Origin of the sequence: Dyadobacter bucti, from assembly GCF_005869225.1 — a bacterium.
GTDB classification, from domain to species: Bacteria; Bacteroidota; Bacteroidia; order Cytophagales; family Spirosomataceae; genus Dyadobacter; species Dyadobacter bucti.
Window position 1 is genome coordinate 1,216,435 of the sequence record NZ_SWFP01000002.1, and the last position, 23,756, is coordinate 1,240,190.

21 protein-coding genes are annotated in these 23,756 nt (G+C 50.5%); 8 read left to right on the forward strand and 13 right to left on the reverse strand.

Translation table 11 applies throughout. The annotated features are described in order from the left end of the window. Positions 1-181 precede the first annotated feature (181 nt). From FBF61_RS09815 to FBF61_RS09825, 3 genes are read left to right on the forward strand one after another with little or no spacing between them, the layout of a single operon-like run. Positions 182-1,897 carry a carbamoyltransferase family protein gene (locus tag FBF61_RS09815; protein WP_138477010.1) on the forward strand — a complete coding sequence of 572 codons (1,716 nt, stop codon included), beginning with the start codon at positions 182-184 and terminating at the stop codon, positions 1,895-1,897. Continuing rightward, complete coding sequence (locus FBF61_RS09820; protein ID WP_229214986.1) at positions 1,897-2,880, forward strand: glycosyltransferase family 2 protein; 984 nt, start codon at positions 1,897-1,899, stop codon at positions 2,878-2,880. The genes FBF61_RS09815 and FBF61_RS09820 overlap by 1 nt, the downstream gene beginning before the upstream one ends. Continuing rightward, positions 2,877-3,878, forward strand: a complete 1,002-nt coding sequence (locus FBF61_RS09825; RefSeq protein WP_138477012.1) for a glycosyltransferase family 9 protein — start codon at positions 2,877-2,879, stop codon at positions 3,876-3,878. Before FBF61_RS09820 ends, FBF61_RS09825 begins: the two co-directional genes overlap by 4 nt. Positions 3,879-3,884: 6 nt before the next feature. Here the strand turns inward: FBF61_RS09825 and FBF61_RS09830 are convergent, their stop codons facing one another. Together FBF61_RS09830 and FBF61_RS09835 are read right to left on the reverse strand one after the other, a co-directional pair. Then, a complete protein-coding gene (locus tag FBF61_RS09830) occupies positions 3,885-4,490 on the reverse strand; it encodes a hypothetical protein (protein WP_138477013.1) in 606 nt (201 codons plus the stop codon). 122 nt (positions 4,491-4,612) lie between these two features. Continuing rightward, the gene (locus FBF61_RS09835) at positions 4,613-5,491 is read right to left on the reverse strand and encodes a response regulator (protein ID WP_138477014.1); all 879 of its coding nucleotides are present in this window, start codon (positions 5,489-5,491) and stop codon (positions 4,613-4,615) included. 129 nt (positions 5,492-5,620) lie between these two features. On the opposite strand from FBF61_RS09835, the gene FBF61_RS09840 reads away from it, so the two are divergent. After that, entirely contained in the window at positions 5,621-6,886 is a 1,266-nt protein-coding gene (locus tag FBF61_RS09840) for a sensor histidine kinase (protein ID WP_138477015.1), read from the forward strand. Positions 6,887-6,899: 13 nt separating this feature from the next. Beyond that, the gene (locus FBF61_RS09845) at positions 6,900-7,361 is read left to right on the forward strand and encodes a response regulator (RefSeq protein WP_138477016.1); all 462 of its coding nucleotides are present in this window, start codon (positions 6,900-6,902) and stop codon (positions 7,359-7,361) included. 372 nt (positions 7,362-7,733) lie between these two features. Here FBF61_RS09845 and FBF61_RS09850 read toward each other — a convergent pair whose 3' ends face one another. From FBF61_RS09850 to FBF61_RS09860, 3 genes are all read right to left on the reverse strand, one after another. Continuing rightward, a complete protein-coding gene (locus FBF61_RS09850; protein WP_138477017.1) occupies positions 7,734-7,991 on the reverse strand; it encodes a hypothetical protein in 258 nt (85 codons plus the stop codon). Between the two features lie 89 nt (positions 7,992-8,080). Further along, positions 8,081-9,271, reverse strand: a complete 1,191-nt coding sequence (locus FBF61_RS09855) for an amine oxidase (protein ID WP_229214987.1) — start codon at positions 9,269-9,271, stop codon at positions 8,081-8,083. 25 nt (positions 9,272-9,296) lie between these two features. Next, positions 9,297-10,454 (reverse strand): glycosyltransferase family 1 protein, encoded by a 1,158-nt coding sequence (locus FBF61_RS09860; protein ID WP_138477018.1) that lies wholly within the window; start codon positions 10,452-10,454, stop codon positions 9,297-9,299. A gap of 67 nt (positions 10,455-10,521) precedes the next feature. Between FBF61_RS09860 and FBF61_RS09865 the strand changes: the two genes are divergently transcribed. Both FBF61_RS09865 and glgX read left to right on the forward strand, forming a co-directional pair. Further along, complete coding sequence (locus FBF61_RS09865) at positions 10,522-10,818, forward strand: hypothetical protein (protein ID WP_138477019.1); 297 nt, start codon at positions 10,522-10,524, stop codon at positions 10,816-10,818. Further along, positions 10,818-12,995 (forward strand): glycogen debranching protein GlgX, encoded by a 2,178-nt coding sequence (gene glgX, locus FBF61_RS09870; RefSeq protein WP_138477020.1) that lies wholly within the window; start codon positions 10,818-10,820, stop codon positions 12,993-12,995. Before FBF61_RS09865 ends, glgX begins: the two co-directional genes overlap by 1 nt. A 40-nt stretch (positions 12,996-13,035) precedes the next feature. On the opposite strand, the gene FBF61_RS34570 is transcribed toward glgX, so the two are convergent. Further along, the gene (locus FBF61_RS34570) at positions 13,036-13,188 is read right to left on the reverse strand and encodes a hypothetical protein (RefSeq protein ID WP_166444489.1); all 153 of its coding nucleotides are present in this window, start codon (positions 13,186-13,188) and stop codon (positions 13,036-13,038) included. A gap of 113 nt (positions 13,189-13,301) precedes the next feature. On the opposite strand from FBF61_RS34570, the gene FBF61_RS09875 reads away from it, so the two are divergent. Beyond that, positions 13,302-13,847, forward strand: a complete 546-nt coding sequence (locus tag FBF61_RS09875) for a YciE/YciF ferroxidase family protein (protein ID WP_138477021.1) — start codon at positions 13,302-13,304, stop codon at positions 13,845-13,847. 199 nt (positions 13,848-14,046) lie between these two features. On the opposite strand, the gene FBF61_RS09880 is transcribed toward FBF61_RS09875, so the two are convergent. The 7 genes from FBF61_RS09880 to FBF61_RS09910 form a co-directional block, all read right to left on the reverse strand. Next, positions 14,047-14,763, reverse strand: coding sequence for a hypothetical protein (locus tag FBF61_RS09880; RefSeq protein WP_138477022.1), 717 nt, complete (start codon positions 14,761-14,763; stop codon positions 14,047-14,049). After that, entirely contained in the window at positions 14,760-15,734 is a 975-nt protein-coding gene (locus FBF61_RS09885; protein WP_138477023.1) for a TIGR03885 family FMN-dependent LLM class oxidoreductase, read from the reverse strand. Before FBF61_RS09885 ends, FBF61_RS09880 begins: the two co-directional genes overlap by 4 nt. Then, on the reverse strand, positions 15,731-16,219 hold the full coding sequence (locus tag FBF61_RS09890) for a CinA family protein (protein ID WP_138477024.1): 489 nt from the start codon (positions 16,217-16,219) through the stop codon (positions 15,731-15,733). Before FBF61_RS09890 ends, FBF61_RS09885 begins: the two co-directional genes overlap by 4 nt. Positions 16,220-16,355: 136 nt before the next feature. Beyond that, positions 16,356-17,426: a glycoside hydrolase family 43 protein gene (locus tag FBF61_RS09895; protein WP_138477025.1), complete on the reverse strand. Its 1,071-nt coding sequence runs from the start codon at positions 17,424-17,426 to the stop codon at positions 16,356-16,358. A gap of 44 nt (positions 17,427-17,470) precedes the next feature. Beyond that, a complete protein-coding gene (locus tag FBF61_RS09900) occupies positions 17,471-19,015 on the reverse strand; it encodes a RagB/SusD family nutrient uptake outer membrane protein (protein ID WP_138477026.1) in 1,545 nt (514 codons plus the stop codon). A gap of 30 nt (positions 19,016-19,045) precedes the next feature. Beyond that, a complete protein-coding gene (locus tag FBF61_RS09905) occupies positions 19,046-22,147 on the reverse strand; it encodes a SusC/RagA family TonB-linked outer membrane protein (RefSeq protein ID WP_205748254.1) in 3,102 nt (1,033 codons plus the stop codon). A 196-nt stretch (positions 22,148-22,343) separates the two neighbouring features. After that, positions 22,344-23,582, reverse strand: coding sequence for a PQQ-dependent sugar dehydrogenase (locus FBF61_RS09910; protein ID WP_138477027.1), 1,239 nt, complete (start codon positions 23,580-23,582; stop codon positions 22,344-22,346). Positions 23,583-23,756 lie beyond the last annotated feature (174 nt).

Here is a 23,756-nt window from a genome sequence, read left to right on the forward strand (position 1 = left end):
GCCGGCAAGACCTGATTTTGGCCCGTACCCAGTTTTAATAAAAAAAATTAACATCCGGCACCCGCCTTTAAGGGATATGCGCGAGACGCTTCTTATCCCATTTTAAGTAATCCCAATGTGTCCCGGATTGCGATTGGCATGGAAGTTGTGCCAGGCAGCCTGCGTTTTAAACTAAGTCACTATGTACATCCTGGGAATTAATGCAGCTTTTCACGACACCGCCGCTGCGCTTGTAAAGGACGGCAAGATCATCGCCGCCGCCGAAGAAGAAAGATTTACACACATCAAGCACGGCAAACGCCCTCTGCCGTTCTCAACCTGGGAACTGCCCTTTCATGCGATAGACTATTGCCTCAAAACCGCAGGCATAACCCTCAAAGATGTTGACCGGATCGCATATTCGTTTGATCCGGAAGGCGTAAATGAGGCGTCTGTTTACGAAGATGCATCGTACGACGATGCAGACACGCTGGTGGAAACAAGCACGTACAAAGACTGGGATACGGTTTTTTTAAATTATATCCGTAAAGCTCCCGAGCAGCTCCGCGACGGATACCCGCACCATTTGCAAAAAAGATTTTCGGATGTGGACGACATAGCCGAAAAATGGGTGTACGTCAATCACCACATCGCCCATGCCGCCAGTGCGTTTTTCCCATCGCCGTTTACAAATGCCGCCGTACTGACGCTGGATGGACGCGGAGAGAAAGCCACCACCGGCTATTTTATGGGGGACAATAATACATTGACGTCAATCGCGACGGTAGACATGCCCCATTCCCTGGGTATGTTATATGAAAAGATCACAACCTATCTTGGTTTCCTGCATTCGTCCGACGAATATAAAGTAATGGCGCTGGCTTCCTACGGAAAGCCGCTGTACCTCGAAGATTTCCGCTCGGTTATCCACGTAGGCGACGACGGCCAGTATACGATCGACGAATTCGACCCTGCGGAATGGTGGGGACCGGGCCGTAAAAAGGATGATGTTTTCGGGCCACTGCATTTCGACATAGCGCATTCCCTTCAAAAGGCCCTGGAAGAAACCGTTCTGAAACTGGTCAACTGGCTTTACGGACAGACACAGGCTGAAAACCTCTGCATGGCAGGCGGCGTCGCACTGAACTGCGTGATGAATGCCGTGATCCGGGACCAGGGCCCATTTAAAAACGTTTGGATACAACCCGCCGCAGGCGACGCAGGCACTGCACTCGGAGCAGCGCAATGGATTGATGTACAGGTAAATGCGACGGACAGCACCAACAAATACACTGCCGAAATGGAACATGTGTATTGGGGGCCTGAGTATACGGATGAGGAAATTGAACAATTTATGATCTGGGCCAAAACTCCGTACAAACGACTTAATAATGTAGCAAAACAAACCGCCGAAATCCTGGCGCAGAACAAAGTCGTGGCCTGGTACCAGGGCAGAATGGAGTTCGGCCCGCGCTCGCTGGGTTCCCGGTCGATCCTTGCTTCGCCCATCCATCCGGAAATGCAGGCCAGGCTGAATGATATCAAGGACCGGGAGGATTTTCGTCCCGTCGCTCCGGTCGTGCTGGAAGAAGATGCCGCCGATTGGTTTGAAGACGCGAAGGTGTCGCCTTTTATGCTTTTTGTATATCCCGTAAAACAGGAAAAAGCGGACAGAATACCCGCCGTAACGCACACGGACGGCACGGCGCGTGTGCAAACTATTAACCGCAACCAGCATCCGGCCTATTACGATCTGATCAAAGAATTCAAGCAAATTACCAATGTGCCGGTACTTGTCAATACGTCATTTAATACGCGGGGCGAACCGATCGTCTGCTCGCCCAGAGATGCGATCGAATGTTTCTGGACATCCCCATTTGATGCATTGATTATCAACTCTTTTATTCTTGAGAAATAATGGCTTTGGTAAATATCAGCGTAGTTATCCCGACTTACCGCCGCCCTGATCTCCTGCGAAAATGTCTCGAAGCGATTCTGGCCCAGAGTTATCCAAAGCGACTTTTTGAGGTGATCGTCGTATCCGATGGTCGGGATACTGAAACAGAAGCATTGTTTCCGGAGCTCCAAAAGCAGCACCCCGACCTATTTCTCACGTTACACACCCAGCCCGCCCGCCGCGGACCGGCTGCTGCGCGCAATATGGGCTGGCGCAAAAGTTCGGGAGAACTGATAGTATTTACGGACGACGACTGCATTCCTTCCACAAGATGGCTGGAAGAATACTGGACAGCCTTTCAGCGTAGTAATCACCCGGAGATTGCTTTGACAGGCAAGGTGGCAGTACCTGTTCCGGACCGCCCGACTGACTACGAAAAAAATGTGGCGCACCTCGCTACTGCTGAATTCATTACCGCCAATTGTGCGTGCACGCGGTCAACGCTGGAACTGACGGGCGGATTCGACGAGGATTTCCCAACTGCCTGGCGGGAGGATTCAGACCTGCATTTTAAGTTACTCGAAAGGCATATTCCCATTGTGCGGGTGGACGGGGCGTTAATATGTCACCCTGTGCGCAAGGCGTTCTGGGGCATCAGTATCAGCGACCAGCGAAAGAGCATGTTCAATGCTTTGTTGTTTAAAAAATACCCTCATTTTTACAGGGAAAAGATCGATCCCGCTCCTGTCTGGCGTTACTATGTGATCATACTTTCCAGTGTTGCTGCACTCGCCGCACTGTTTTTCGGGGCTGATCTGCTGTTTGGCCTTGCGGGCATTGTCTGGCTTGTCGCCACTGCGTCGTTTATTGCGCTACGTGTCCGGGGCACTGACAAATCACTCTCGCACCGGCTGGAAATGGTCATCACGTCCCTGCTTATTCCGTACCTGTCCGTCTATTGGACCGTTCGCGGGGCGTGGCGCTATAAAGTATTTTTCCTATGAAATTCCCACTTCAAACAACCCGTAAAATCGCCGTTTTCAGGGCGTTGCAACTGGGCGATATGCTATGTGCGATCCCGGCTGTGCGTGCTTTGCGGGCAGCTTATCCCGATGCGGAGATTACCTTACTGGGGCTGCCCTGGGCGGAATCGCTCTGCACCAGGTTCCCGGCCTACTTCGACCGGTTTATTCATTTCCCGGGATTTCCGGGTCTGCCGGAGCAGGCAGTTGACCCAATCGCATACCAGCATTTCGCTGCACAGATGCGGGATGAGCAGTTCGACCTTATTCTGCAGATGCAGGGAAACGGCAACATTGTCAACGACATGCTTGAAAACCTTTCCGAAAGTCCGGTGGCCGGCTTTCACAGTGAAGGAAATTATCGCTGTCCGGATGCATTTTTACAGTATCCGTCGGGTATTTCGGAGATATTACGGCATTTACAACTGATGGAGCACCTCGGTATTCCCAGCCAGGGCACCGCCCTCGAATTCCCGGTTTTGGGTGAGGAAATTCAGAGGCTCCGCTCGCAGCTCCGGTTTCTCCCGGAGTCGCCGTATATCTGCATCCATCCCGGCTCGCGTGGTGCGTGGCGTCAGTGGCCACCGTCGCACTTTGCACGCCTGGCCGATCAGTGCGCGGGTTTGGGCTACCGGATTGTCGTGACGGGAACCGCAGCAGAGGCTGCCATTACTGCCGAGGTCATAGGGCTGATGGATTACCCGGCTATCGATTTGACAGGAAAAACGGGCCTGGGTGAAATTGCGCAGCTGATCGCCGAAGCTGATCTGCTGATCAGCAACTGCACCGGGGTATCGCATATTGCAGCGGCAACGGAAACGCCGAGCATAGTGATCAGCATGGACGGCGAACCAGAGCGCTGGGGGCCGTTAAATAAAGAACTCCACATCACCATAGACTGGACGTCCGATCCCGATTATGCTACTGTACTGCTGCATCTGGAGTCGCTGCTTGGCAGTAGAAGTAAACAGTCTAAATGATAATTTTCAGCGCATCAGCTGCATGGTCGAAAGAAGTCTGCGCCTGTGGTCAATTTCCTTGCTTCTCGATTCGGCAGCCGAACCAAGAAAAGCGGAAAATGTATTTTCAAATGCTTCAAACTCGATTTTGAGCGCCGCATAACATGCTGTAAGCGCTGACAGATATTCCCTGTGAACGTTGATGATCTGCCGGGGGCTTTTATCAAAACCGGTATATTCGATGACAATGACATGTTTGGCACGATCGACAAAACATACCCCTGCCGATTCAGGTACAAGTTGCGACGGGTGGCAGCCAAGTAAATAAAGCTCACCCTTGAAAGAATATTCGTAGACCAATACATTTACCCGCACGTGAACACCTGGTTTTGCACCGGGCTGTAAGTCGGAAAGGAGGCAGACTTTTTCCTTCATCAGCTCGATACCGTTATGCAGGTCAATTTCCGGAAGCCGCGGATAAAAGCGGTCCTTGAGCGCGTTCAGATAATCCTCTAAATGACCGGCCGCAAAATAAGTTTCCGGCCACTGGTTTATCTCCCTTGCTGCCTCCCGTTGGATCTTATCAAACAAGGTCGCAGAATCGTACTCAGAAAATAAATTGATCGTTTGCATGCCTGGTTACTGAAAAGATAACAAAATCACTCTTAATTTTTTGCCCTGCAGCATTAAAAGCAATGAACGATATCTAAAAAATTATGCCATTTCCACCAGGAAAGCTAGCAGTCCACAAGTGGTCAGGCGACGTGTGGCAGGCTTACCGTATTCATCCAAAAATTACACAAGCGTGAAAAATACTGTACCCATGAACGCATGTCCAAAGACTTTACAACATAAGCATTGGCACGCTGCCGGTAACATTCGGTAATGTCGTCTGCCGCGCTGGAGTGACTCACTATGATCACGGGCACAGCGGGACGGTCTGTCTTAATCAGAAGGGTTTTTATTTGGTCGAGCAAATTCAGACCGTTCTGCCTGGCGGGCAGATAAAGGTCCAGCACAATCAGCTGCGGCGTTGAGCCGGGCAACATTAATTTTTCAGACAAATATCCCAGTGTACTGTCTTCGTCGTGGATGCCGATGACATTGATATTCGGGGAGACGGCCGTCAGGCCCAGTACGATCAGCGTCTTTTCATCAATGTTATCTTCGATCAGCAACACATTCGCCTTCCTTCTTCCCGTCATTCCAGCATGTTCCTCTGAGAATGTGAAATTGTTCAAAAAGCATGTATTGATCGCTTCGGCAATTTCCATATAGCCCTGGACGAGCGCTGGCTTCGTGATGTAGGCATTTATTCCATGCAGATATGCCGCCTTGATTTGCTCCGAGTGGGAAGCTGTGGAAAGCATAATGACCGGAATGTGTGAAAAATCCTCATTGGAACGTATCATTGAAATCGCTTCCAGTCCGTCTATTTTGGGCATATTCATGTCAAGCAAAATCAGGCTTGGCCCAGGCCCGACACCATAATTTGAGACATTTCCGAATAGTTCGATTGCGTCCGCACACTCAATGATCCTGACATTGGAAATCACATTCTGCAGTGCTTCACGAATAAACATCCGGTCGTCTTCATCATCATCCACAATAAAAATAGTAGTGGTGTCTCTCATATGATTTCTCCCCCCTGCAATAAAAACATACTGAAATTAAAAGTTAGTGATAACTGAAAATGTGGTCTAAACCAATTCTGGAACAATATTAATGTGTTTCAAATGTAATGTAACAATATTACCTGACCAATGTCAAAAAACAAAACGTCTTTCCAGCAGTCAACAAACAATCTGGTTGCGTATCTCCGGGCCCGCCTGGAAACTATATTGACCAACTGGCGGATGGTGTGTGCTACGGATGAGCGAATGACCAGCAAGGCGAGTTTTTCACGCGAGGAGTTTAACGACCAGATGCCCTTGCTCATCGATGTACTATTCCGCAGGCTGGCTGGCGAAAAAACACCCACCGATCCGCGAGTCGTCGCAAACGAGCATGGGTTTCACCGCTGGCAGTCGGGATATTCTCTTCCTGAGCTGATCATGGAGACCGAGCACCTTTTCAATATTATCCTGAGGGAAATAGAAGCCTTTACCGAAAAAAACGGCTGGAATGACGCGGGAGCATTTCAGTTTGTTTACAAGCAGGTGTTTGAAATTTACGGGCATGCCAATCGCGGGAGTGTGTTATCCTATCATGAACGGATACAAAATAGTGCGGCAGAGCGGGCCAACAGCATTGAGTTCGCTTTGAATCAGCTACAGCGATTGGGCCAGCAAAGAAATGAGCATCTTCGGCAGAGTTCGCATGATATCCGTGCAGGCTTCGGCATTTTGATGGCGGCCTCCAAACTGCTCGAAATGCCGGCAACCGAAAAAGAGCGTGCAGACCTGATAGCAATGCTCAACCGTAACCTGTCTTCTATTCAGGAAATGCTTTTACAACTCACTGACTATGCGCGGATTGAAGCAGGCCAAGATACGTTGGAGATCCAAAAATTTGACGTTGCCGCACTCATCAGGGACGCGTTGAAGGTCGCACAACCGCTTGCAGAACACTACGGTCTGGAACTTCTGGGAACCGGCCCCGATACGCTCGAAGTAACAAGCGACTACGTAAAGGTACAGCGCGTTCTCATCAACCTGCTGCACAACGCCCTCAAATACACGCGGAAAGGAGGTGTCTACGTGAGCTGGGGCATGGAAAATTCGTTACGTTGGACGTTAAGCGTTCAGGATACGGGGCCAGGGTTTTCCACGAATAGTCCGGCCGCTCTGCTTGCTGAGCAACTGAAGCCGGCATTGTCAACAACTGCCAGTCATCAGGACACTCCCCTCTTTGATGAAAAACCACTCGCAAAGTCAGACGCGGTCAAAGAAAGCGAAGGGCTGGGTTTGTTTATAGTCAAAAAGCTTTGCGAACTAATGAAAGCGTCAATGGATATAGAAAGCAAACCGGAAAAAGGGACGCTCGTCCGTATCCGTTTTCTTATGGAACAAATTCCGAATAGAAATTGAATTATAATGAAGTATGCAAAAAGAAATTTATCTTGTTGAAGATTCTTCGGATTTCCGCCAACTCGTAAGGAGTATCTTCAATCACTTTTTACCAGAATATAACATCAGGTCATTTCAGGGTGCCCGGGAGTTATATCAATATATGGTTCTGCAGTCGGATGATGAGTACACAGGCAGGCGTCCGGCACTGATCATACTGGATCTGAAAATGTATACGATAGATGGTATTGAGCTCCTGAAACTGATCCGGCAGACACCCTCGAATACATTTACCGAATGGAAAGCTATCCCGATCATCATGCTCAGCGGTTCCGCCCATCAGGATGATATCAACAAGTGCTATCAGGCAGGCGCAAATTCGTTCTTCATCAAACCAGTCGATTTTGAAGAACTTAAAAAACTGCTGGCGACGGTCTGCCGCTATTGGGTCGATTACAATCGTCTTGCATCAGCGGCCTTTACTTCCCAGGATTAAGCGGTATTTTTCGGGCAGGTTACATGAATTGAAAACGGGAAACTATATTTAAGGCGTGTCGCAGGATTTGAAGTGTTTATACTCCTATTCCAACGACACGCCCTAACTGACGTCAGCCTATGACCTAAGGACGGCCTTGACTACGCTTTGTCGCCTGGTTCTCGTAATTGTTAGTTTTCCCGGTTTTGTTCTTCATGTTCCTGGGAGCGGAGCCGCTGCCTTTTTTAAGGGTTGTATCCGATTCGGTAAGGTTTTTGTTACGCCTTTCGATCGCCTCCTTAGAGTTCAGTATTGATTCGGAATCCCCTGATCCGGGTCGGTCAGAATAATTTGCGTTCCCGTTTGTAGCTCCACCTGGGCGGGTACTCGATTTTACGCCATCTTCACCCAGATTTTCCTGCCCGCCCGGACGTGGGTTCGCCGGAGTAGCCTGCCGGTCATCGTTCTGGCCGGTCTTGTCCTGATCACCCGCCTGGGCGCCCGTGGTTTGTTTTGATCCGCTGTCCCGGTTGTCTGGCCCTGCTTATTCTGACCTGCCGGCAGGTCAACGGAACCGGTTGTACTTTGTCCGTAAGAAACCGATGCCGCACACAACATGACAGCAAGGGAAAATGTTATTGGCTTTTTCATAATTATTCAGTTTTAAGTTTGATGAATCTGGTTTTTTACTTTTTTGGTCAACTATGGTATAAAAAGACATGCCAGCGGCTGGCTTCTTGTCAGAATAAACGAACCTTGTGAAGATCTTGCCGGGTTGCCTTTCTATATGCAAGTTGCCGGTCGATCAGTTTTTGTCCCTCCAAAAGTGCAATTGCCGACGGTTGGTGCAAAACCCTCCCGTACCTGCCAGAAAAATCCGTGTCCCACATCCCTGAATGATGCCAGACGTCGGGGTGGTCCCAGTCGGGCCTGTCGATGACTGGGTAAATACAGACACCCAGCAGCGGCACATCCCGCTCGATAAGCTGCGCACACTCAGAGGCGATCATTTGTATCCAGAGCGGCCGGTCTTCCTTTGGATGGCTGGTCTCCGCCAGAATCACAGGTTTGTCGTAACGCCGGTAAGCGGCTTCGAGCAGGTCGGCCAGAGGCCGCCACCTGGGATCAGCCACGGGGTCGTTCCACCCCAGAAAATCGTAACCCCCGATGATCCACTGATTGTTATAGTAGTAGTTGAAGCCCAAAACATCCACCAGTTCCTCGCTGCCGCCAAGCTCAGGGCACATACGCCCGCAAAGGATGTCAACAGCCTGGAACTGCTGCTCATTTTCCAAAACTGCCACAGCCAGTTCTTCTTCCGTAGGTTCCAGGCCAGGCACCATATTCACCAGCGGCTCGGTGGTAACGATCCTTACCGATCCGCTGATCCGCTTCATGGCCTTTGCCCCTTCGATGTACGCCCGCATGAGCGCGTATTTTAGCTCCCAGCCGTTTTTTGTGCAGTAAGGTACCGTTGCGCCGACCTCCCCTCCCAGCCACGAGATGAAACTTACTTCGTTGATGGGAGTAACATACAGCAGCTCGCCTGGATTATGTTTGATATAAAAAGTTACGAAAGCTTCGCAAAGCGACACAAAACGCCGGGTGAAATGCGGGTGAAACGGACTGAGGTCGGCAGGGTATCCAAAATGGCAAATGTCCCAGATCTGCTGCACCTGGTATTCCTTTGCCGCCTGCATCATTTCAAGTACAAAATCAAAGTTATAATGATAAGGCTTGTACTCGACAACGCTCCAACGGATGCCTTCGCGAACTGTTCGGATGTCCAGGGAGCAAATCCGGGAATAGTCTTCACGGACCAGCTCGAGATGACCGGTCATCCCGAGCAGATCAACCCTGTCCCCGCTTGCATTCAGCTGATCGGTACATTCAAACCCGGCCATCCAGAAGGTATTAAATCCTATTTCCATGATGTTCTTAAATTACCGTTTGCGGCTAGCTGGCGTTTTTCAATTCACTGACCAGAACAACTGAATTGTCCCGCTGTCCTGCCATCACCATTAATTCCACCATAGCGGCAAAGGTATTCTCCCATGATTTATCAGAAAGAAACGCATCCACCGCATGAAGCCACAGACGGTCTGTATTTTTTTTCAGCTCATATTCGATAGCCGAGATAAAAGTTTCAGCATCATCGCCTATGCTCACCAGCCCCGTTTCCCCGTACGGAAAAACGACATCCCGGATCGCAGTGGACACCACAGGCTTTCCGGCAGCCAGGTATTCAGGCGTTTTGGTAGGGCTGATAAAACGGGTGGATTCGTTGAGAAGAAAAGGGATCAGCGCCAGGTCCCAGCCCGAAAGATAGGAAGGCAATTCGTGATAGCTTTTGGAACCCAGGTAATGAATATTATCTGCACGCGGCAACATTTCAGGATCGATCTTCACCACCGGCCCGATCAGGACAATCTGCCAGTCAGGCCGTGTGGCTGAAATTTCACGTATCAGCTCGTGGTCAAACCGCTCGTCAATAACTCCATAGAAACCCATTTTTATACCGTTGATCCCAGCCTGGTCCTCCGGCTCGGGCATGGCAGCCCTGGCTGCCTGGAAATGTGCTTTATCGATACTGCTCGGAAATGAATGAATGTTATGGTGACTGGCCTTTTTAGCCTCGTAAAGACTGGCCCCGCCGGTAAAGACAACGTCCGCCTGCCGGAGCAGCTGCTGCTCGATATGCCTGATCCTCGGCGGCGCAAATTTGAAAGCAGACAGCTCGTCCATGCAGTCGTACACCACCATTTTCGGCGTAAATGAATTTGAAAACTCAAAAGCCATGGGCGTGTAATACCAAAAGATGAAGTCGTTGCAGTCGTGGTCTTTAAAAAACGAATTCAAAAGGCTTCTCGTCATTTGGGTAACTTCTGCCGGGGTGACGCCCGCCGGCAGGTGCGGCACACAAACCCATAATTTTTCAAGCTTTTTTTCGAATGTAAGATACGGTATCCCCGGGCAGTCGAAAATAGGCTCTTCCATAAAATACACATTGGCGATTCCGGCGAAGCGTGTCATCAGATGTTGCGGGCGCTGGAATACGAAATCCCACCTCAGGTGGGAAAAACACAGCAGGTTTTTTTGTAAGTTGATGGTCATGTTCAAATAAGGTGTTCAGTAAAAAAAGTGACTCCTTCAATAAGAATTATGCCAGAGCATCCGATTGATGCAATACCTGGCTGACACACCTGACCTCATCTATGATCCGCTGATCCTGAGCATTGATCGTAGCGATTCCCACTTGTGTAGAAAGAAAGCACCTGCACAATACTCATCCGGACTGGCACAGGTTTTTACGGGAAGCGCGACTTTCAAGATGTGGAAGCCAAAGCAAAACGCGATGTTTTATCACGTCAAAGAATTACAATGCAATGCCCGGGTGTCCGAGCCTGATCCGAAATCAGACTCTTTCAACTGCCGCTTTGGGCATCAAAACAGTCAAAAAAGTAAACAATACCCGTAATGGAAAGACGAATTGAGAACGAGCTGCTGGAATCACCGGCCAGCCTGAATATACAAACCCTCCCCGGTAAACCTTATCCGCTCGGCGCAACATGGGACGGGAAAGGAATTAATTTTGCTGTTTTTTCCGAGAATGCCGACGGCGTGGAGCTTTGCCTCTTTAAGGCTGAAAATGAGGAAGATGAATACATTAAGATCAAGATTGAGGAAGTGTCCCACCACATCTGGCACGTATATGTACCCGACCTGGGCCCCGGGCAGCTTTACGGATACCGGGTGCATGGCCCTTACGATCCAGCAAACGGCCATCGTTTTAACTCCAATAAATTATTGCTCGACCCTTATGCCAAAGCCATTAACGGCACTATCAAGTGGGACGATGCGGTTTTTGGTTACGAAATCGGAAATCCGGACGAAGACCTGAGTTTCAGTGAGACGGACAGTGCGGGCTTTATTCCCAAAGCAGTAGTCATTGACAACCACTTCGACTGGACCGGCGACGCGCTGTTGGAAATCCCTTACCATCATACGGTCATTTACGAAGTACATGTAAAAGGTTTTACCATACTAAGGGACGAAATTCCGGAAGAAATACGGGGCACCTATGCGGCGATAGCACACCCTGTTACTATCAAATACCTGAAAGAACTGGGCATTACCGCTGTCGAGCTGATGCCAGTGCACCATTTCGCCGAGGACCGGCACCTGCTTGAAAAAGGACTTACCAATTATTGGGGGTACAATACGCTGGGCTTTTTTGCTCCGGATGCACGGTACAGCAGCAACAAAGAGCCGGGTAGCCAGGTCACTGAATTCAAAGAAATGGTGCGTGCGCTTCACAAGGCCGGCATTGAAGTGATTTTGGATGTCGTATACAACCATACGGCCGAAGGTAACCACCAGGGGCCGACTTTTTCATTTAAAGGACTGGACAATGCTTCCTACTACCGCCTTGTAGCCGACGAAATGCGGCACTATATGGACTACACGGGTACAGGCAACACACTGAATGTCCAACTGCCCAATGTGCTGGCACTGATCATGGACAGCCTGCGATACTGGGTGACTGAAATGCATGTCGACGGTTTCCGGTTTGACCTGGCCTCGGCGATGGCCCGCACCTTACATGAAACCGACAGTCTCGGTTCCTTTTTCAACATTATTTATCAGGATCCTGTGATATCGCAGGTCAAGCTTATTGCAGAGCCGTGGGATATCAATGAAGACGGCTACATGGTTGGCAAGTTTCCCGTGGGCTGGGGAGAGTGGAACGGGATCTACCGCGACCAGGTCCGCGACTTCTGGCGCGGCTGCGACATCGAAATGAGTGTATTTGCCAAGCGTTTTACCGGTAGCCCCGACCTTTACCAGGGCGATGATCGCAGACCCACGGCCAGTATCAACTTCATTACCGCCCACGATGGCTATACGCTCCATGACCTGGTGAGCTACGAGCAAAAACACAATGAAGCCAATGGAGAAGATAACAAGGATGGCGAAAACAGCAACCATTCCTGGAATTGCGGAGTGGAAGGACCAACGGACAATCCGGAGATCAACTCGCTCAGGGACAGACAAAAAAGAAATTTCCTGACCACGATGTTCCTCTCGCAGGGTGTACCAATGCTCGTGGCAGGTGATGAGATCGGCAGGACCCAGAACGGGAACAACAATGCCTACTGCCATGACGACGAAATATCCTGGCTGAACTGGGAAACTGCCGACCGGCAGCTTCTGGAGTTTACCAAATCGCTGATCCACTTTTGCGAAGACCACCCTACCTTCCGGCGCCGTCGCTGGTTTCAGGACCTGCCCGTTGCCGGTACCGACGTCAAGGACATTATGTGGTTCCACCCGGACGGGAACCAGATACCCGATGAGCAGTGGGAATGCAATCCGGCCCGGTCCTTCGGTGTTTTTCTGAATGGAAAGGGGATCAGGTGCGTTGCCCCGGACGGCAGCAAAATCACCGACGATCACTTTTACATAATTTTCCATACCGGCGACCAGCCCATTGATTTTGCATTACCAAGTGAAGAATGCGGCTCTGAGTGGCACATAGTGATCAATACTGCGGAGAATTTTATCGGTGAAAACGAATATACGATCGCATCGGCCGACCAGCTGAATGTCGTCGGGCATTGTGTGGTTGTGTTAAGGTGTCACGCCAACAAATGAAAGAAGAGCCCCTGAAACGACATCTCACATTGGGATGATTTTAGCTCCTGGGTACATCTGCCCATATCAATACTTTTGCGGACACCACTTTTGCCGAAGTCGAAAGCGCTTTCAGCGGAGATGCGGCCAAACAGTTCGCCGAATCCATTGCCGAGTCCGCGAATATCCCAAAATGAGTAACAGTTTTCCTCATAGTTACCCATCTTCATTTTTTCCGTTGACGCTTGATTTAACAGGTCAGAATTGGTACGGATTTTTTTAAAAACACCGCAAAAAAATCAACAATCACATTAAAAACTGAATGCTATGAAAACCAAAAAAAGTAAAACCGCCGCCAAAAAACAGATCACAGAAGAAGATGGCGAAAAATTAAAAGAATTGCTGGTCGACGGCCTGAAAGACATCTACTGGGCTGAAAAAAATCTGGTGAAAGCCCTGGTGAAAATGTCAAAAAATGCGACTTCGGAAGAATTGAGATCGGCATTTGACCTTCATAAAACCCAGACCGAGGAACACGTAGCCACAGTAGAACAGGTATTTGAAATCGTGGGAGAAAAGGCCCAGGCAAAAAAATGTGCCGCTATGGAAGGCTTGATCGAAGAAGCTAACGAGATTATCGAAAGCACTGACAAAGGAACCTTGGTTCGCGACTGCGGACTGATCATGGCTGCACAGAAAGTTGAACACTATGAAATAGCTTCGTATGGCACACTTCGCAATATTGCCAGGACACTTGGCTATGAAGATGCAGCCGAACTGTTGCAGCAAACGCTGGATCAGGAAGGAGAAACCGATCATCTGCTGACTGATCTCGCCGAATCATATGTGAACGAGCATGCGAGCGCAGAATAGTTTGGACATTCCTATCATAAGAAAGCCGACCAGATTAGTCGGCTTTTCTTATGATAGTATTTTGACAGGACAAATCTTTGTTTACCTGTCGAAGACTCCGGTGCAAATCAGTTTCAAAATTCTCAAAAGTTGTGGAAATGACTTAGCGGCTGTTCGGGTTGGTTAGAAAGCCCAGAGCTCACAGGTATGCTGGTTTAAATCATTTAGGTAAAAATGTAAGCTGAACCACCCCGGCTTGGGAACCGTCGCCATTGCTCCGCTGCCAGCCAAACGACAGCGGCAGACGCCGGGCAAGAAAGACCTCAAATCCCAGGGTCAACTTCCCCTTTTTGTGGCTGCCCGAAATCCAGTCACCCAGCAGGTGAAATTTTTTGTGGAAGATCCCCGCGTCAAAAGCTGCCTGTACCCCGCACACAGGGCCGTCGCTCAGGTATTTATGGTTGCTGATATAAGGCCCGGCGGCCAGCTGGTATTGCTCCTGCGATCCTAGGGAAGCAAGGACATTGGTATACCCGTAATAAACGAAGCTTCGGTGATGCCCCATGAGATTTGTCCCTGCAACCGCCCCGATCCCCACTGAAAATGTATGAGTCAGTTCAAAAACCTTTTGGGCATTTCCCAGTAACAGCGGGGCATACGGCATGGCAGTAGTGGTATCATTTATCTCAAAACCTCTGTCTTTGAAAGCATAGTCAAGATTGATCAGATTGGCGCCGACCTCCCAGTTTTTCCCGAGACCATAGGTTAGCGTTGTAGAAGATTCGATCTCATCCTGAATTTCAAATTGTTGCTGTGCGCTGATTTTGCGGGCGTCTGTGATTTCAGATGACGACACATTAAAAACTGTCAGCTGGGCGATCGCGTCTGTCCGCGACAATATAATAAGAACGCAGGTTGCCAGATAAATACCTTTCATTGCCGGTTGGTTAATTGTGGGAGGACCTTATCCCAGAATGCTTCGATGAAATTCTGCTGGTTCAGGTTGACGTTGTGCAGATAAAGCTCGGTAACCCCCGCCTCGATATCAGCCGACAACCATTCCACATGCTGATCGGTGCTGTCGGAGATCCTGACAGCCGCCCCCATATCCTCCGGCCTGACAATCGCTCCTGCTGCGTCAAACCCATCCGGAGAGCGGATATCGGACAGCAGCGAGGACGCAAAAACATTGCTCTTCCACTGCGCATGCGCACCTTCAAGCGCCTTTGACATGGAGGTATCATAAGACAGTTGAACCTTAAGATAAACCGGTTTTCCTTCTCCGCCTCCATCCCTGAAAGCATCGACCATTCTTTTCAGCTCATCGGGCGGGCGGGATGTGGTGATCATGGCGTCCGCCCATCCGCCGACCCAGCGAGCCGTTTTCTCGGTAATGGCGGCCCCTACCACGGACGGCATATAACCCGGCAACGTATACAGTTTTGCGTCATATACCTGCACCAGCCCGTCATGCGTGACAGACTCCCCGGCCCACAGCGCGCGCATGATGTCAACGCATTCTTTCAGCCGCTGGTTTCGCTCTTCCTTTGCCGGCCATCTCTCGGCAGTAATGTGCTCGTTCAGAAATTGCCCGCTACCCACAGCGATCCAGAATCTCTCCGGGAACATTTCACAAAGAGTAGCGACCGCCTGTGCGATTATGGCGGGATGGTAGCGCTGGCCGGGTGCATTAACGATCCCAAAGTGCAGATCAGTGGCCTGCATTGCGGCACCAAGCCAACTCCAGGCGAAACCACTTTCACCCTGCGTCTCGCTCCATGGGAAAAAATGGTCTGAACAAAGCACATTTGTAAAACCCGCCTGCCGGGCCAGTTGCACGCAAGCAATAAGCTCGCTGGGTTTAAACTGCTCATGAGAAGCATGGTAGCCTATACGGATGTCGCTCATCGGTCAGTCTTCGTTAAATCGTCAATGATCGTTTGGGTAGCCAGGTCAGCAGCGAGAAGCACGATCTGTTCCGGCGAACCTTCGAACACCTCTCTCACAGCAAGGGAGCTGTCCCTTATCAGGATTTGAATAAAGACCGTACCGACCGGTTTCTGCGGTGTTTCACTTCCGCCCGCTGTGGTAAGCCCCGTAACAGCAACCTGGATATCGGACTTGATCAGTTTTTTCAGGCGGAGTGCCAGCTCTTTCGTCACTTCCTCAGATTCAGGGGTGAATTTCTCAATGAATCCTGGATCTATGCCCAGGACATCCTCTTTCACCTCGGCATCATAGCAGACCAGCCCTCCTTTCAGAACACTGCCGGAATCCTTCGTCAGTGAAAATTCCGCGGCCAGGCGTCCCGCAGTAACACTTTCCGCAAAAGCAATGGTCAGCCCCTGTTCTTTAAGAATCCGGCTGCAATTGATAATGGTTTCTGATGGCATGTTTGTTGACTTTTGGATCGGTTGTTTTTCAATAATTGACCAGCCTGATCTAAAAATTGTGCCACAAGAAACTGGCACGCATGTGTGGCTTTTTCAAGTATCAATGCTTGTCAAATGCCCAACAAACTCCAACATCCTATTCACCAGAAGGAACCGCGATAGCCTGTCCGGTGGCGACCGGCTCGCCGAAGACGGGTAGGCCTTCGGCAGTCCAGGTGAATTTTTGCATCCTTACGTTCCTGGAATCATCACAACCCTGCCCGGCAGTCGAGTTGGCATGGTAAATAATCCAGTCCTCCTTCCCGTCCCGCGATTTGAAAAAACCATTATGCCCTACGCCAAATGCATTGGCCGACGCCAGCCCTGTAAAAACCGGAGTGGCAGTTTTGGTCCAGCTGGCGGGGATCATCGGATTGGCTCCCGCTTTCAAACTCATCAGGCCGAGCGAGTAACGGTCGTCCCCGCAATAGCTACCCGAAAAAGCCAGGAACACCTGCCCCGCCGGGTTTCGGAGTATCTCAGGCCCCTCATTGACCGGGAACCCGCGTCTTTCCCACTCATATTGGGGAGCAGATATTTCTACCGAAGGCCCGCTAAGCGTGAAAGGGCTTGTCATCCGGGAAATGTACAGGTTCTGGGTCAGATCGGTGCTGCCGCCCTTGAACGGCCTTCCTGACCATACCATAAAAAGTGACGTATCCTGCTGAAAAACAGTCGCATCGATAGACCAAAGATCCGCAGGCTGAGTCCCGAGTTTGCCTTTGTTCGTCCAGGTACCCTGGGTCGGGTCGGAATTTTCATTTTCCAGTACCCACATCCGGTGCTCGCGGTCATTTCCATCGGAAGCAGTGTAATAGATATACCACTTGCCACGCAGATAAAAAAGCTCCGGTGCCCAGATATCCCTGGAATTATCTCCGGTAGCCGGCGCGTTGAAGACAGTAACCGGCGCAACATCCTTTAACCGGCTCATTTTGCCCGTTTTCCAGATCTGGATGCGGTTGCCCAGCGTATGCAGGTAATAATAGGTGGTATCTTTCTGATAAACCCAGGGGTCGGGCGCGGCATTCAGCAAAGGGTTCGTAAATGTGGATGTTTGCTGGCCGCCCGGTTTTGGCGTCTGCGCTTCTTTTTTACACGATGCGCTGATGAACACAAAAGCAAAACACCAGAAAATGACTGGCCTGAACAAAGATATATATGCCATAAGCAGGGGTTAAATTCAATAAATGTTTTCGAAATACCCTCGAATCAATACACTGGGTTTTGGGTCAGATTGGGGTTGAGATCTATGTCAGACTGCGGGATCGGGTACCATTCATTTTTGTTTTTGACAAAATTGGTGAATTCCGGATCTCTCGTAGCCAGTCCCGGCCCCAGCTCGCCCCAGCGCTGCAGATCGGCAAACCGCCAGCCTTCGCCGGTGAGTTCTGTGATACGTTCATGTTTGATCTGTGCCAGAAATTGTGCCTGTGCCAGGCCCGGCTTTGCTTGGGTCAGCGGCCGCAATCCCGCCCGCACACGCACCATATCCACGAACGGATACGCCTGGACAGTCTGGCCCAGTGCATTGAGCGCCTCAGCATACATGAGCAAAATGTCGGCATAGCGCAGCAGCCGGTGATTGTTCGGCGATCTGAAACCCTCCTCGGTCCTCCCGGCCTCGTTATCGTTCAGCTGCTTTCTGAACCAGACTGCGCTGCTTTCCCCGCCTGTGGTTCCATAGCGGCTGGCGAAGGTCTGCCCGTAAATCATCGTAAACTGCGGGCCGCGTACGTCTGTGGAATCGAAAAGTAAGGTTGCGGCAAGCCTTGGGTCTCTGGTGCCCAGGGCCGTATTTTCTTTTTTAAATTCTCCCACAAGCCACCGCCGGGCCCCGCCGTCGGAAAAGCCCACGCCCCGGGGCGCATAGAACTGGGCAATGGAAGTCCCGGTGTTATTGATCCGGGTTTCATCGACGTCGTCATCGGTACTTTCATTGGGATTGAACCTGAACTGTATCTCAAAAACAGATTCGCTGTTATTTTCGGTGGAAGCTTTGAAATTGTCCTGGTAACTGGCAGTTAAAGTATAAATCCCTTTTCCTTCCCCGGTGATAAACCATGCCAGCGTAGTTGCGGCCTCCTGGTTTTTACCCTGGTGCAGATACGCCTTGCCGAGTAGTCCCAATGCAGCACCGCGGGTTGCCCGCCCGAGATCGTCGCCGGTATAGCTGAGCGGCAAAGCTGACGCTGCTTCGGACAGGTCCTTTTCTACCTGCGCCCAGGCTTCTGCATTGGTAGCGTTCGATGGCCGGTCTGTCGGCTCGGAAGGTTCGAGGAGCAGCGGCGGCCTGCCGAAATACAATGTCAGGTTGAAGTAAAATAACCCTCTCAGAAACTTTGCTTCGCCGATAATCCGGTTTTTCAGCGTTTCTTCCATGTCAATGCCGGGCACGTAAGCCAGTACCTGATTTGCCCTGAATATACCGATAAACAGGTTTTGCCAGGTTCCGGCTGTCAGCCCTTCATTGTAATTGGTCTGGTTGAAGCTCATGATATTGTTCAGCGTAATGTCGCCGCCGGAGCCATACCCTTCGTCCGACCGGAGCATTCCGTGATAGAATAAAAACCTCGAATACAGTGTAGCCGTCCGGTGAAACGTGCTGTAAACAGCATTGATGCCTTTTACTGCATCCGCATCGCTTTTCCAGAAGGACGCTATGGTGGGATTATTCGGATTAGGCTGGTCAAAATCGCGGTCGCAGGAAGTGGTAACCAGCAGAATGAATGAAGTGAGCAAAAATATCTTTTTCATGTTGATGTCTTTGAGATGAATATCCGCTTGTCAGAAACCAAGGTTCAGGCCGAAAGAAATGATGCGGGATGAAGGGTACCCGCCCAGGTCTACTCCGGGTTCGAGATTAAAGTTTGCTCCTACCACATCAGGATCCAGCCCGGTGTATTTGGTGAACGTCAGCAGGTTTTGTGCACTCACATATACCCTCGCATTGCTTACAGACAGTTTTCCGGTAACGGTCTGAGGAATCGAATAGGAAAGCTCTACATTTCTCAACCTCAGGTAAGAGCCGTTTTCGAGCCAGCGATCGGTATTGGCGCGGACATTGGAAACAATACCCCGGTCGGCGCTGGCAGGATCACCCGCAGCTCCTGTCGAATAAGACACCCCGAGCCTGGGGAAATCTGTTCCGGTATTGTCGGGTGTCCAGGGGTTGATATCCCGGCGGTAATTGGAATAGCCCATTCCGTCGATTTCTCTTCTCACATCATTATATATTTTTTGACCGAAAGCCCCGTAAAACTGAACGTTCAGCGACAAGCCGGCCCAGGTTCCGTTCAGGATCAGGCCCGAGGTCAGCTTAGGCCACGGACTGCCTGCAAACGAGCGGTCGCGGTCGTTGATATCGTCATTTGTATTCTGGTCGATCCGGTTCACGTAACGGATATCCCCGGGTTGGGCATAGGCCGCTTGTGCGCCATGGGCCTGTATTTCTTCATTGTTCTGAAAAAGCCCGTCAGTTTTGATCAGATAATATTCACCAATAGAGCGGCCGACCTGCGAGCGGGTGTTGCCAGACTGGATGTAATTTCTCGGTTCGCCGGTTTCTTCGTCCACGCCCAGGTTTCCGAGTGCGAGCACTTTGTTTCGGATGATGCTGAAATTCGGCGCAACGCTCCATGTAAATGGCCCGGAAGTATGGCGGTAACTGAAATCAAGCTCCAAACCTTTGTTTTCAATAGAACCGATATTGACCAGCGGGTCGCCCTGCAGGTTTCCGATGTAGAGCGGCAGCGGCAATGACAGCAATACATCCTTCGCTACCGAGCGGAACGCATCGATCGTGATCGCAAGCTTATTGTTGAAAAGGACCAGGTCTGCACCAATGTTGGTCGTAGCCTTTTGTTCCCATTTTATATCCTCATATACAAGCCTCGCCTGCGTGGCGCCGGGAAACTCCGTTTGCTCCGAGCCGAACACTGCCCGGGGCGCCTGGTTCAGAAAGCCGGTAAACTGGTAATTGCTCAGGTTGGCCGAACCCAGTACGCCATACGATCCTCTCAGTTTCAGTTCGGTGACAATGTCCGACTTGAAAAACTCTTCATTGCTGATTTTCCAGGAAGCTGCCGCAGAAGGAAAATAACCTGTGCGGTGCGCCGGTGAAAAACGGGAATCTTTGTCGGCGCGGAACGTGAGGGTGAGGTAATATTTTTCCGCAAAATTATAATTGATCCTTCCCAACGCGGAATTGATCAGCGTTTGAGAGCGTGTACCGGTGGCCGTCATCCCGCCGCTGGCCGAATTGATGGTCGTAAAGTAGTCGCCACCGTAAATACCAAGCTGCAATCTCCGGCCGCCCACTGCGTCGTTGCGGATGGTTTGCTGGGTGTACCCGACCACGCCGTTCAGGTTGTGTTTGTTAAAAGTAAAATTGAAGTTCAAAGTATGCTCAAAAAGGTAGCTGAGAAACTGGGAGCGGTTCTGTGCCACGCTGCTGAAATCCGGTGACTGGTTCCAGTACCAGAGCCCTTCTTTTCTTACATCATTGGTTTTATCAAAACTGGTCTCCAGCCCCGCGTTGAAACGGTAGCTTACGGCTTTGAGGATCTTGTAATCGACAAATGCATTTCCCAGTACCTTAAAAAAGTTAAAGGTCGTTTTGGTAATATCGTTGATGGCGACCTGGTTTCTTGCAAACGAGCGCGCATTGAATGAACCGTAACCCCAGCCGCCCGGATTGGAAGTACTGGCCAGATCGGCGCTTTGCACCGGAATGATCGGCAAGCTTGTCCACATATCGTACCATGCATTCCCCTCCGCAAATCCACCCTGAAACGGCGTATTGCGTTCGGTGCTGGAAATCATCATATTTTCCCCGAAGGTAAATTTATTCCGCGTCGCCTCCGTGTTGATCCGCACTGACGCCCGCTGGAAATCGCGGGCTTTGAGGACACCTTCGTCCGCAAAGTAAGAACCCGAGATCAGGTACTTGCTGTCCTTTCCGCCTCCCGACAAACTGACGTTGTAATCCTGGATACTGCCCGTATGCAGCAACTGGTCGGCCCAATTGGTATCAGTCGCGCCATTGTAATTTGCAACAGCCGGCTGCAATGCATAACCCGCCGCCTGATACGCGCGGGTATTCGTGGAGACATATTCCTGTCCGTTCATCATATCCCAGCGTCTGGGAAGGGAGGAAACACCGACACGCGCAGAGGCATCCACTTTGAGCGCACCCTCCTTTCCTTTTTTGGTGGTAATGATAATCACCCCGTTCGCCGCCCGGGAGCCGTAAATAGCCGCCGCCGACGCATCTTTTAAAACTTGTATCGTTTCAACATCATTAGGGTTTACGGTGGTGTTCGCATCGGCAAGCATACCGTCGATCACATACAGCGGGCTGGCATTTCCAAACAGCGTACTCAACCCGCGTATATTCACCACCGCCTCCTGCCCCGGTGCGCCGCCATTCCGCACCGCCACTCCGGGCGTCATACCTTGTAAAGCCTCGGGCAACGAGCGCGCAATGCGTTTATTTGTATTTTGGGCATCGATGATACCAGTGGCACCGGTCAGGTCCGACCGCTTCACCGACTGATATCCGATCACGACAAACTCTTCCAGGTTCTGTGCGTCTTCGACGAGCTGTACCGTGTAGGCCGACTGATCGGTAACGGGAACTTCGGCAGCCAGGAAGCCAATGAACGAAACCCGTAAGGTTTGCCCGTTTTGGGCAATTATTGAAAATTTCCCCTCTGCATCGGTGATCGTCGCGGTATTGGTGCCGGCAATGATCACCGTGGCTCCCGGCAGCAACTCGCCTGTGGATGTCTGCACAACGCCGGTAACTTCCCTGCCTTGGGCGGATACGGCATGCATGCCGTAAAAAAAGAGCAGGATCATTTGGAATAACGTATAAGAATAGCGCATAGCAGATGTGTTGATGAATGGAAGACTAATGAGAAGCAGCTGCGTCCCGTTCCGGGCCGGATAAAAATGGTATCTAACTAATAAAAAATTGTGCCACGCAGCAGCCTGGCACAATTTCTGTTTTTACGTTTTTTCGTTACGATTCTACTAAGCAGGGACGACAGCCTCTGATGCATGAAATGAATTTCTGCGCTGGTTACTGATAAGATACCCGGTAAATCACTCCGTTTGTATCGTCCGAAAATAACAGCGATCCGTCCTTGTGAACAGTCACCCCGACCACGCGGCCAAAATGTGCCTTCTTGTTGTTCACGATGAAGCCTGTGACAAAATCGTCAAATCGTACGGGTTTGCCATTTTCATAGTGCAGCCTGACTATCTTATATCCAACCGGCTCACTTCTGTTCCACGAACCGCGCATCGCGACAAATGCATCGTTCCTGTATTCTTCCGGAAACATTGCCCCGGAATAAAATGCCATAGCCATCGGAGCGGAATGTGCCTGGTAAGTAAGTGCCGGAAGGGTCGTCTTTTGCAAATACTGCTGATAAGTGGTGTCACCTTTTGGCCTGTCTCCGGGATTATATTTCCCCTCTCCGTAGATATATGGCCACCCATAATCCGCACTTTGCTTAATTTGGTTAACCTCCTCTTTCTGCTCATTATCCCCTAACCAGTCAATGCCGTGATCCATGCCCCAAAGCTCGCTGGTCTGGGGATGCCAGCCAAAGCCGATCGTATTACGGAGCCCTTTGGCAAAAATTTTACGGTCGGAACCGTCTTCCTCCGCCCTCAGCATGGTGGCATTTTCAGGGTTCGGTTCCGGGCAGGAATTGCATGTACTTCCGACAGAGAGATACATCTTGTTGTCCGGCCCGAATGCAATCGTACGGTTTGGATGCTGGCCACCGTCCGGCAAATCATCCATAATCATTTTGGGTGTACCTAAAGTGCCATCCGGATTAAGATCTGCGACATAAACTTCTTTAACTGCCACCATGAACATTTTCCCGTTATGAATCGTAAGCCCATGGACCTGCTTGATGGTTGCAACTGTTTTGACATGATCCGACATACCATCTGCGTTTGCATCGGTCAACATGATCACCAAACCGGCTTCCCTGTCCGAGGCATATATGTGCCCGTTGCCGTCAGAGACCAATATCCTAGGCTTGCCGACGCCCTCCGCGAATTTGTTGATCTTAAAACCACCGGGAACACGGAGCTGAGCAATATTTGCGTCTGTGGCGGGCTGTACTGCGGGATAAAAAACGTAGCCTTCTATCTGTGTGGAGGTAGCCTCCTTATCAGTCTCGGGAATAATCGAATCCCAAAAACCATCGCCGTCTTTACAGCCAAATGTAAGTACTACGAAAAACGCCGTGATTGCACAACCGAGTTGAAAAGTTTTTAAGACTGGATAGTTTTTACGCATGATCTGTTGATTTTTTTGAGTTGATGAATGCTTAATGCCTCTTTCTTTCCGGCAAAAAGCCCGGCTTCCTAAAAAAGCTATGCCACATCGGTTGCAAGGAGGGGGTCACCGCAGCCCTGGATTTTCCGAAGCATCAAACGAGTCTGGCACCATGGCACGTTTTTCGATAAGGCA

Coding starts and splice junctions, on each gene's coding strand:
- FBF61_RS09815 (WP_138477010.1), top strand. CDS start 182: ATGTACATCCTGGGAATTAATGCAGCTTTTCACGACACCGCCGCTGCG.
- FBF61_RS09820 (WP_229214986.1), top strand. CDS start 1,897: ATGGCTTTGGTAAATATCAGCGTAGTTATCCCGACTTACCGCCGCCCT.
- FBF61_RS09825 (WP_138477012.1), top strand. CDS start 2,877: ATGAAATTCCCACTTCAAACAACCCGTAAAATCGCCGTTTTCAGGGCG.
- FBF61_RS09830 (WP_138477013.1), bottom strand. CDS start 4,490: ATGCAAACGATCAATTTATTTTCTGAGTACGATTCTGCGACCTTGTTT.
- FBF61_RS09835 (WP_138477014.1), bottom strand. CDS start 5,491: ATGAGAGACACCACTACTATTTTTATTGTGGATGATGATGAAGACGAC.
- FBF61_RS09840 (WP_138477015.1), top strand. CDS start 5,621: ATGTCAAAAAACAAAACGTCTTTCCAGCAGTCAACAAACAATCTGGTT.
- FBF61_RS09845 (WP_138477016.1), top strand. CDS start 6,900: ATGCAAAAAGAAATTTATCTTGTTGAAGATTCTTCGGATTTCCGCCAA.
- FBF61_RS09850 (WP_138477017.1), bottom strand. CDS start 7,991: ATGAAAAAGCCAATAACATTTTCCCTTGCTGTCATGTTGTGTGCGGCA.
- FBF61_RS09855 (WP_229214987.1), bottom strand. CDS start 9,271: ATGGAAATAGGATTTAATACCTTCTGGATGGCCGGGTTTGAATGTACC.
- FBF61_RS09860 (WP_138477018.1), bottom strand. CDS start 10,454: ATGACCATCAACTTACAAAAAAACCTGCTGTGTTTTTCCCACCTGAGG.
- FBF61_RS09865 (WP_138477019.1), top strand. CDS start 10,522: ATGCAATACCTGGCTGACACACCTGACCTCATCTATGATCCGCTGATC.
- glgX (WP_138477020.1), top strand. CDS start 10,818: ATGGAAAGACGAATTGAGAACGAGCTGCTGGAATCACCGGCCAGCCTG.
- FBF61_RS34570 (WP_166444489.1), bottom strand. CDS start 13,188: ATGAGGAAAACTGTTACTCATTTTGGGATATTCGCGGACTCGGCAATG.
- FBF61_RS09875 (WP_138477021.1), top strand. CDS start 13,302: ATGAAAACCAAAAAAAGTAAAACCGCCGCCAAAAAACAGATCACAGAA.
- FBF61_RS09880 (WP_138477022.1), bottom strand. CDS start 14,763: ATGAAAGGTATTTATCTGGCAACCTGCGTTCTTATTATATTGTCGCGG.
- FBF61_RS09885 (WP_138477023.1), bottom strand. CDS start 15,734: ATGAGCGACATCCGTATAGGCTACCATGCTTCTCATGAGCAGTTTAAA.
- FBF61_RS09890 (WP_138477024.1), bottom strand. CDS start 16,219: ATGCCATCAGAAACCATTATCAATTGCAGCCGGATTCTTAAAGAACAG.
- FBF61_RS09895 (WP_138477025.1), bottom strand. CDS start 17,426: ATGGCATATATATCTTTGTTCAGGCCAGTCATTTTCTGGTGTTTTGCT.
- FBF61_RS09900 (WP_138477026.1), bottom strand. CDS start 19,015: ATGAAAAAGATATTTTTGCTCACTTCATTCATTCTGCTGGTTACCACT.
- FBF61_RS09905 (WP_205748254.1), bottom strand. CDS start 22,147: ATGCGCTATTCTTATACGTTATTCCAAATGATCCTGCTCTTTTTTTAC.
- FBF61_RS09910 (WP_138477027.1), bottom strand. CDS start 23,582: ATGCGTAAAAACTATCCAGTCTTAAAAACTTTTCAACTCGGTTGTGCA.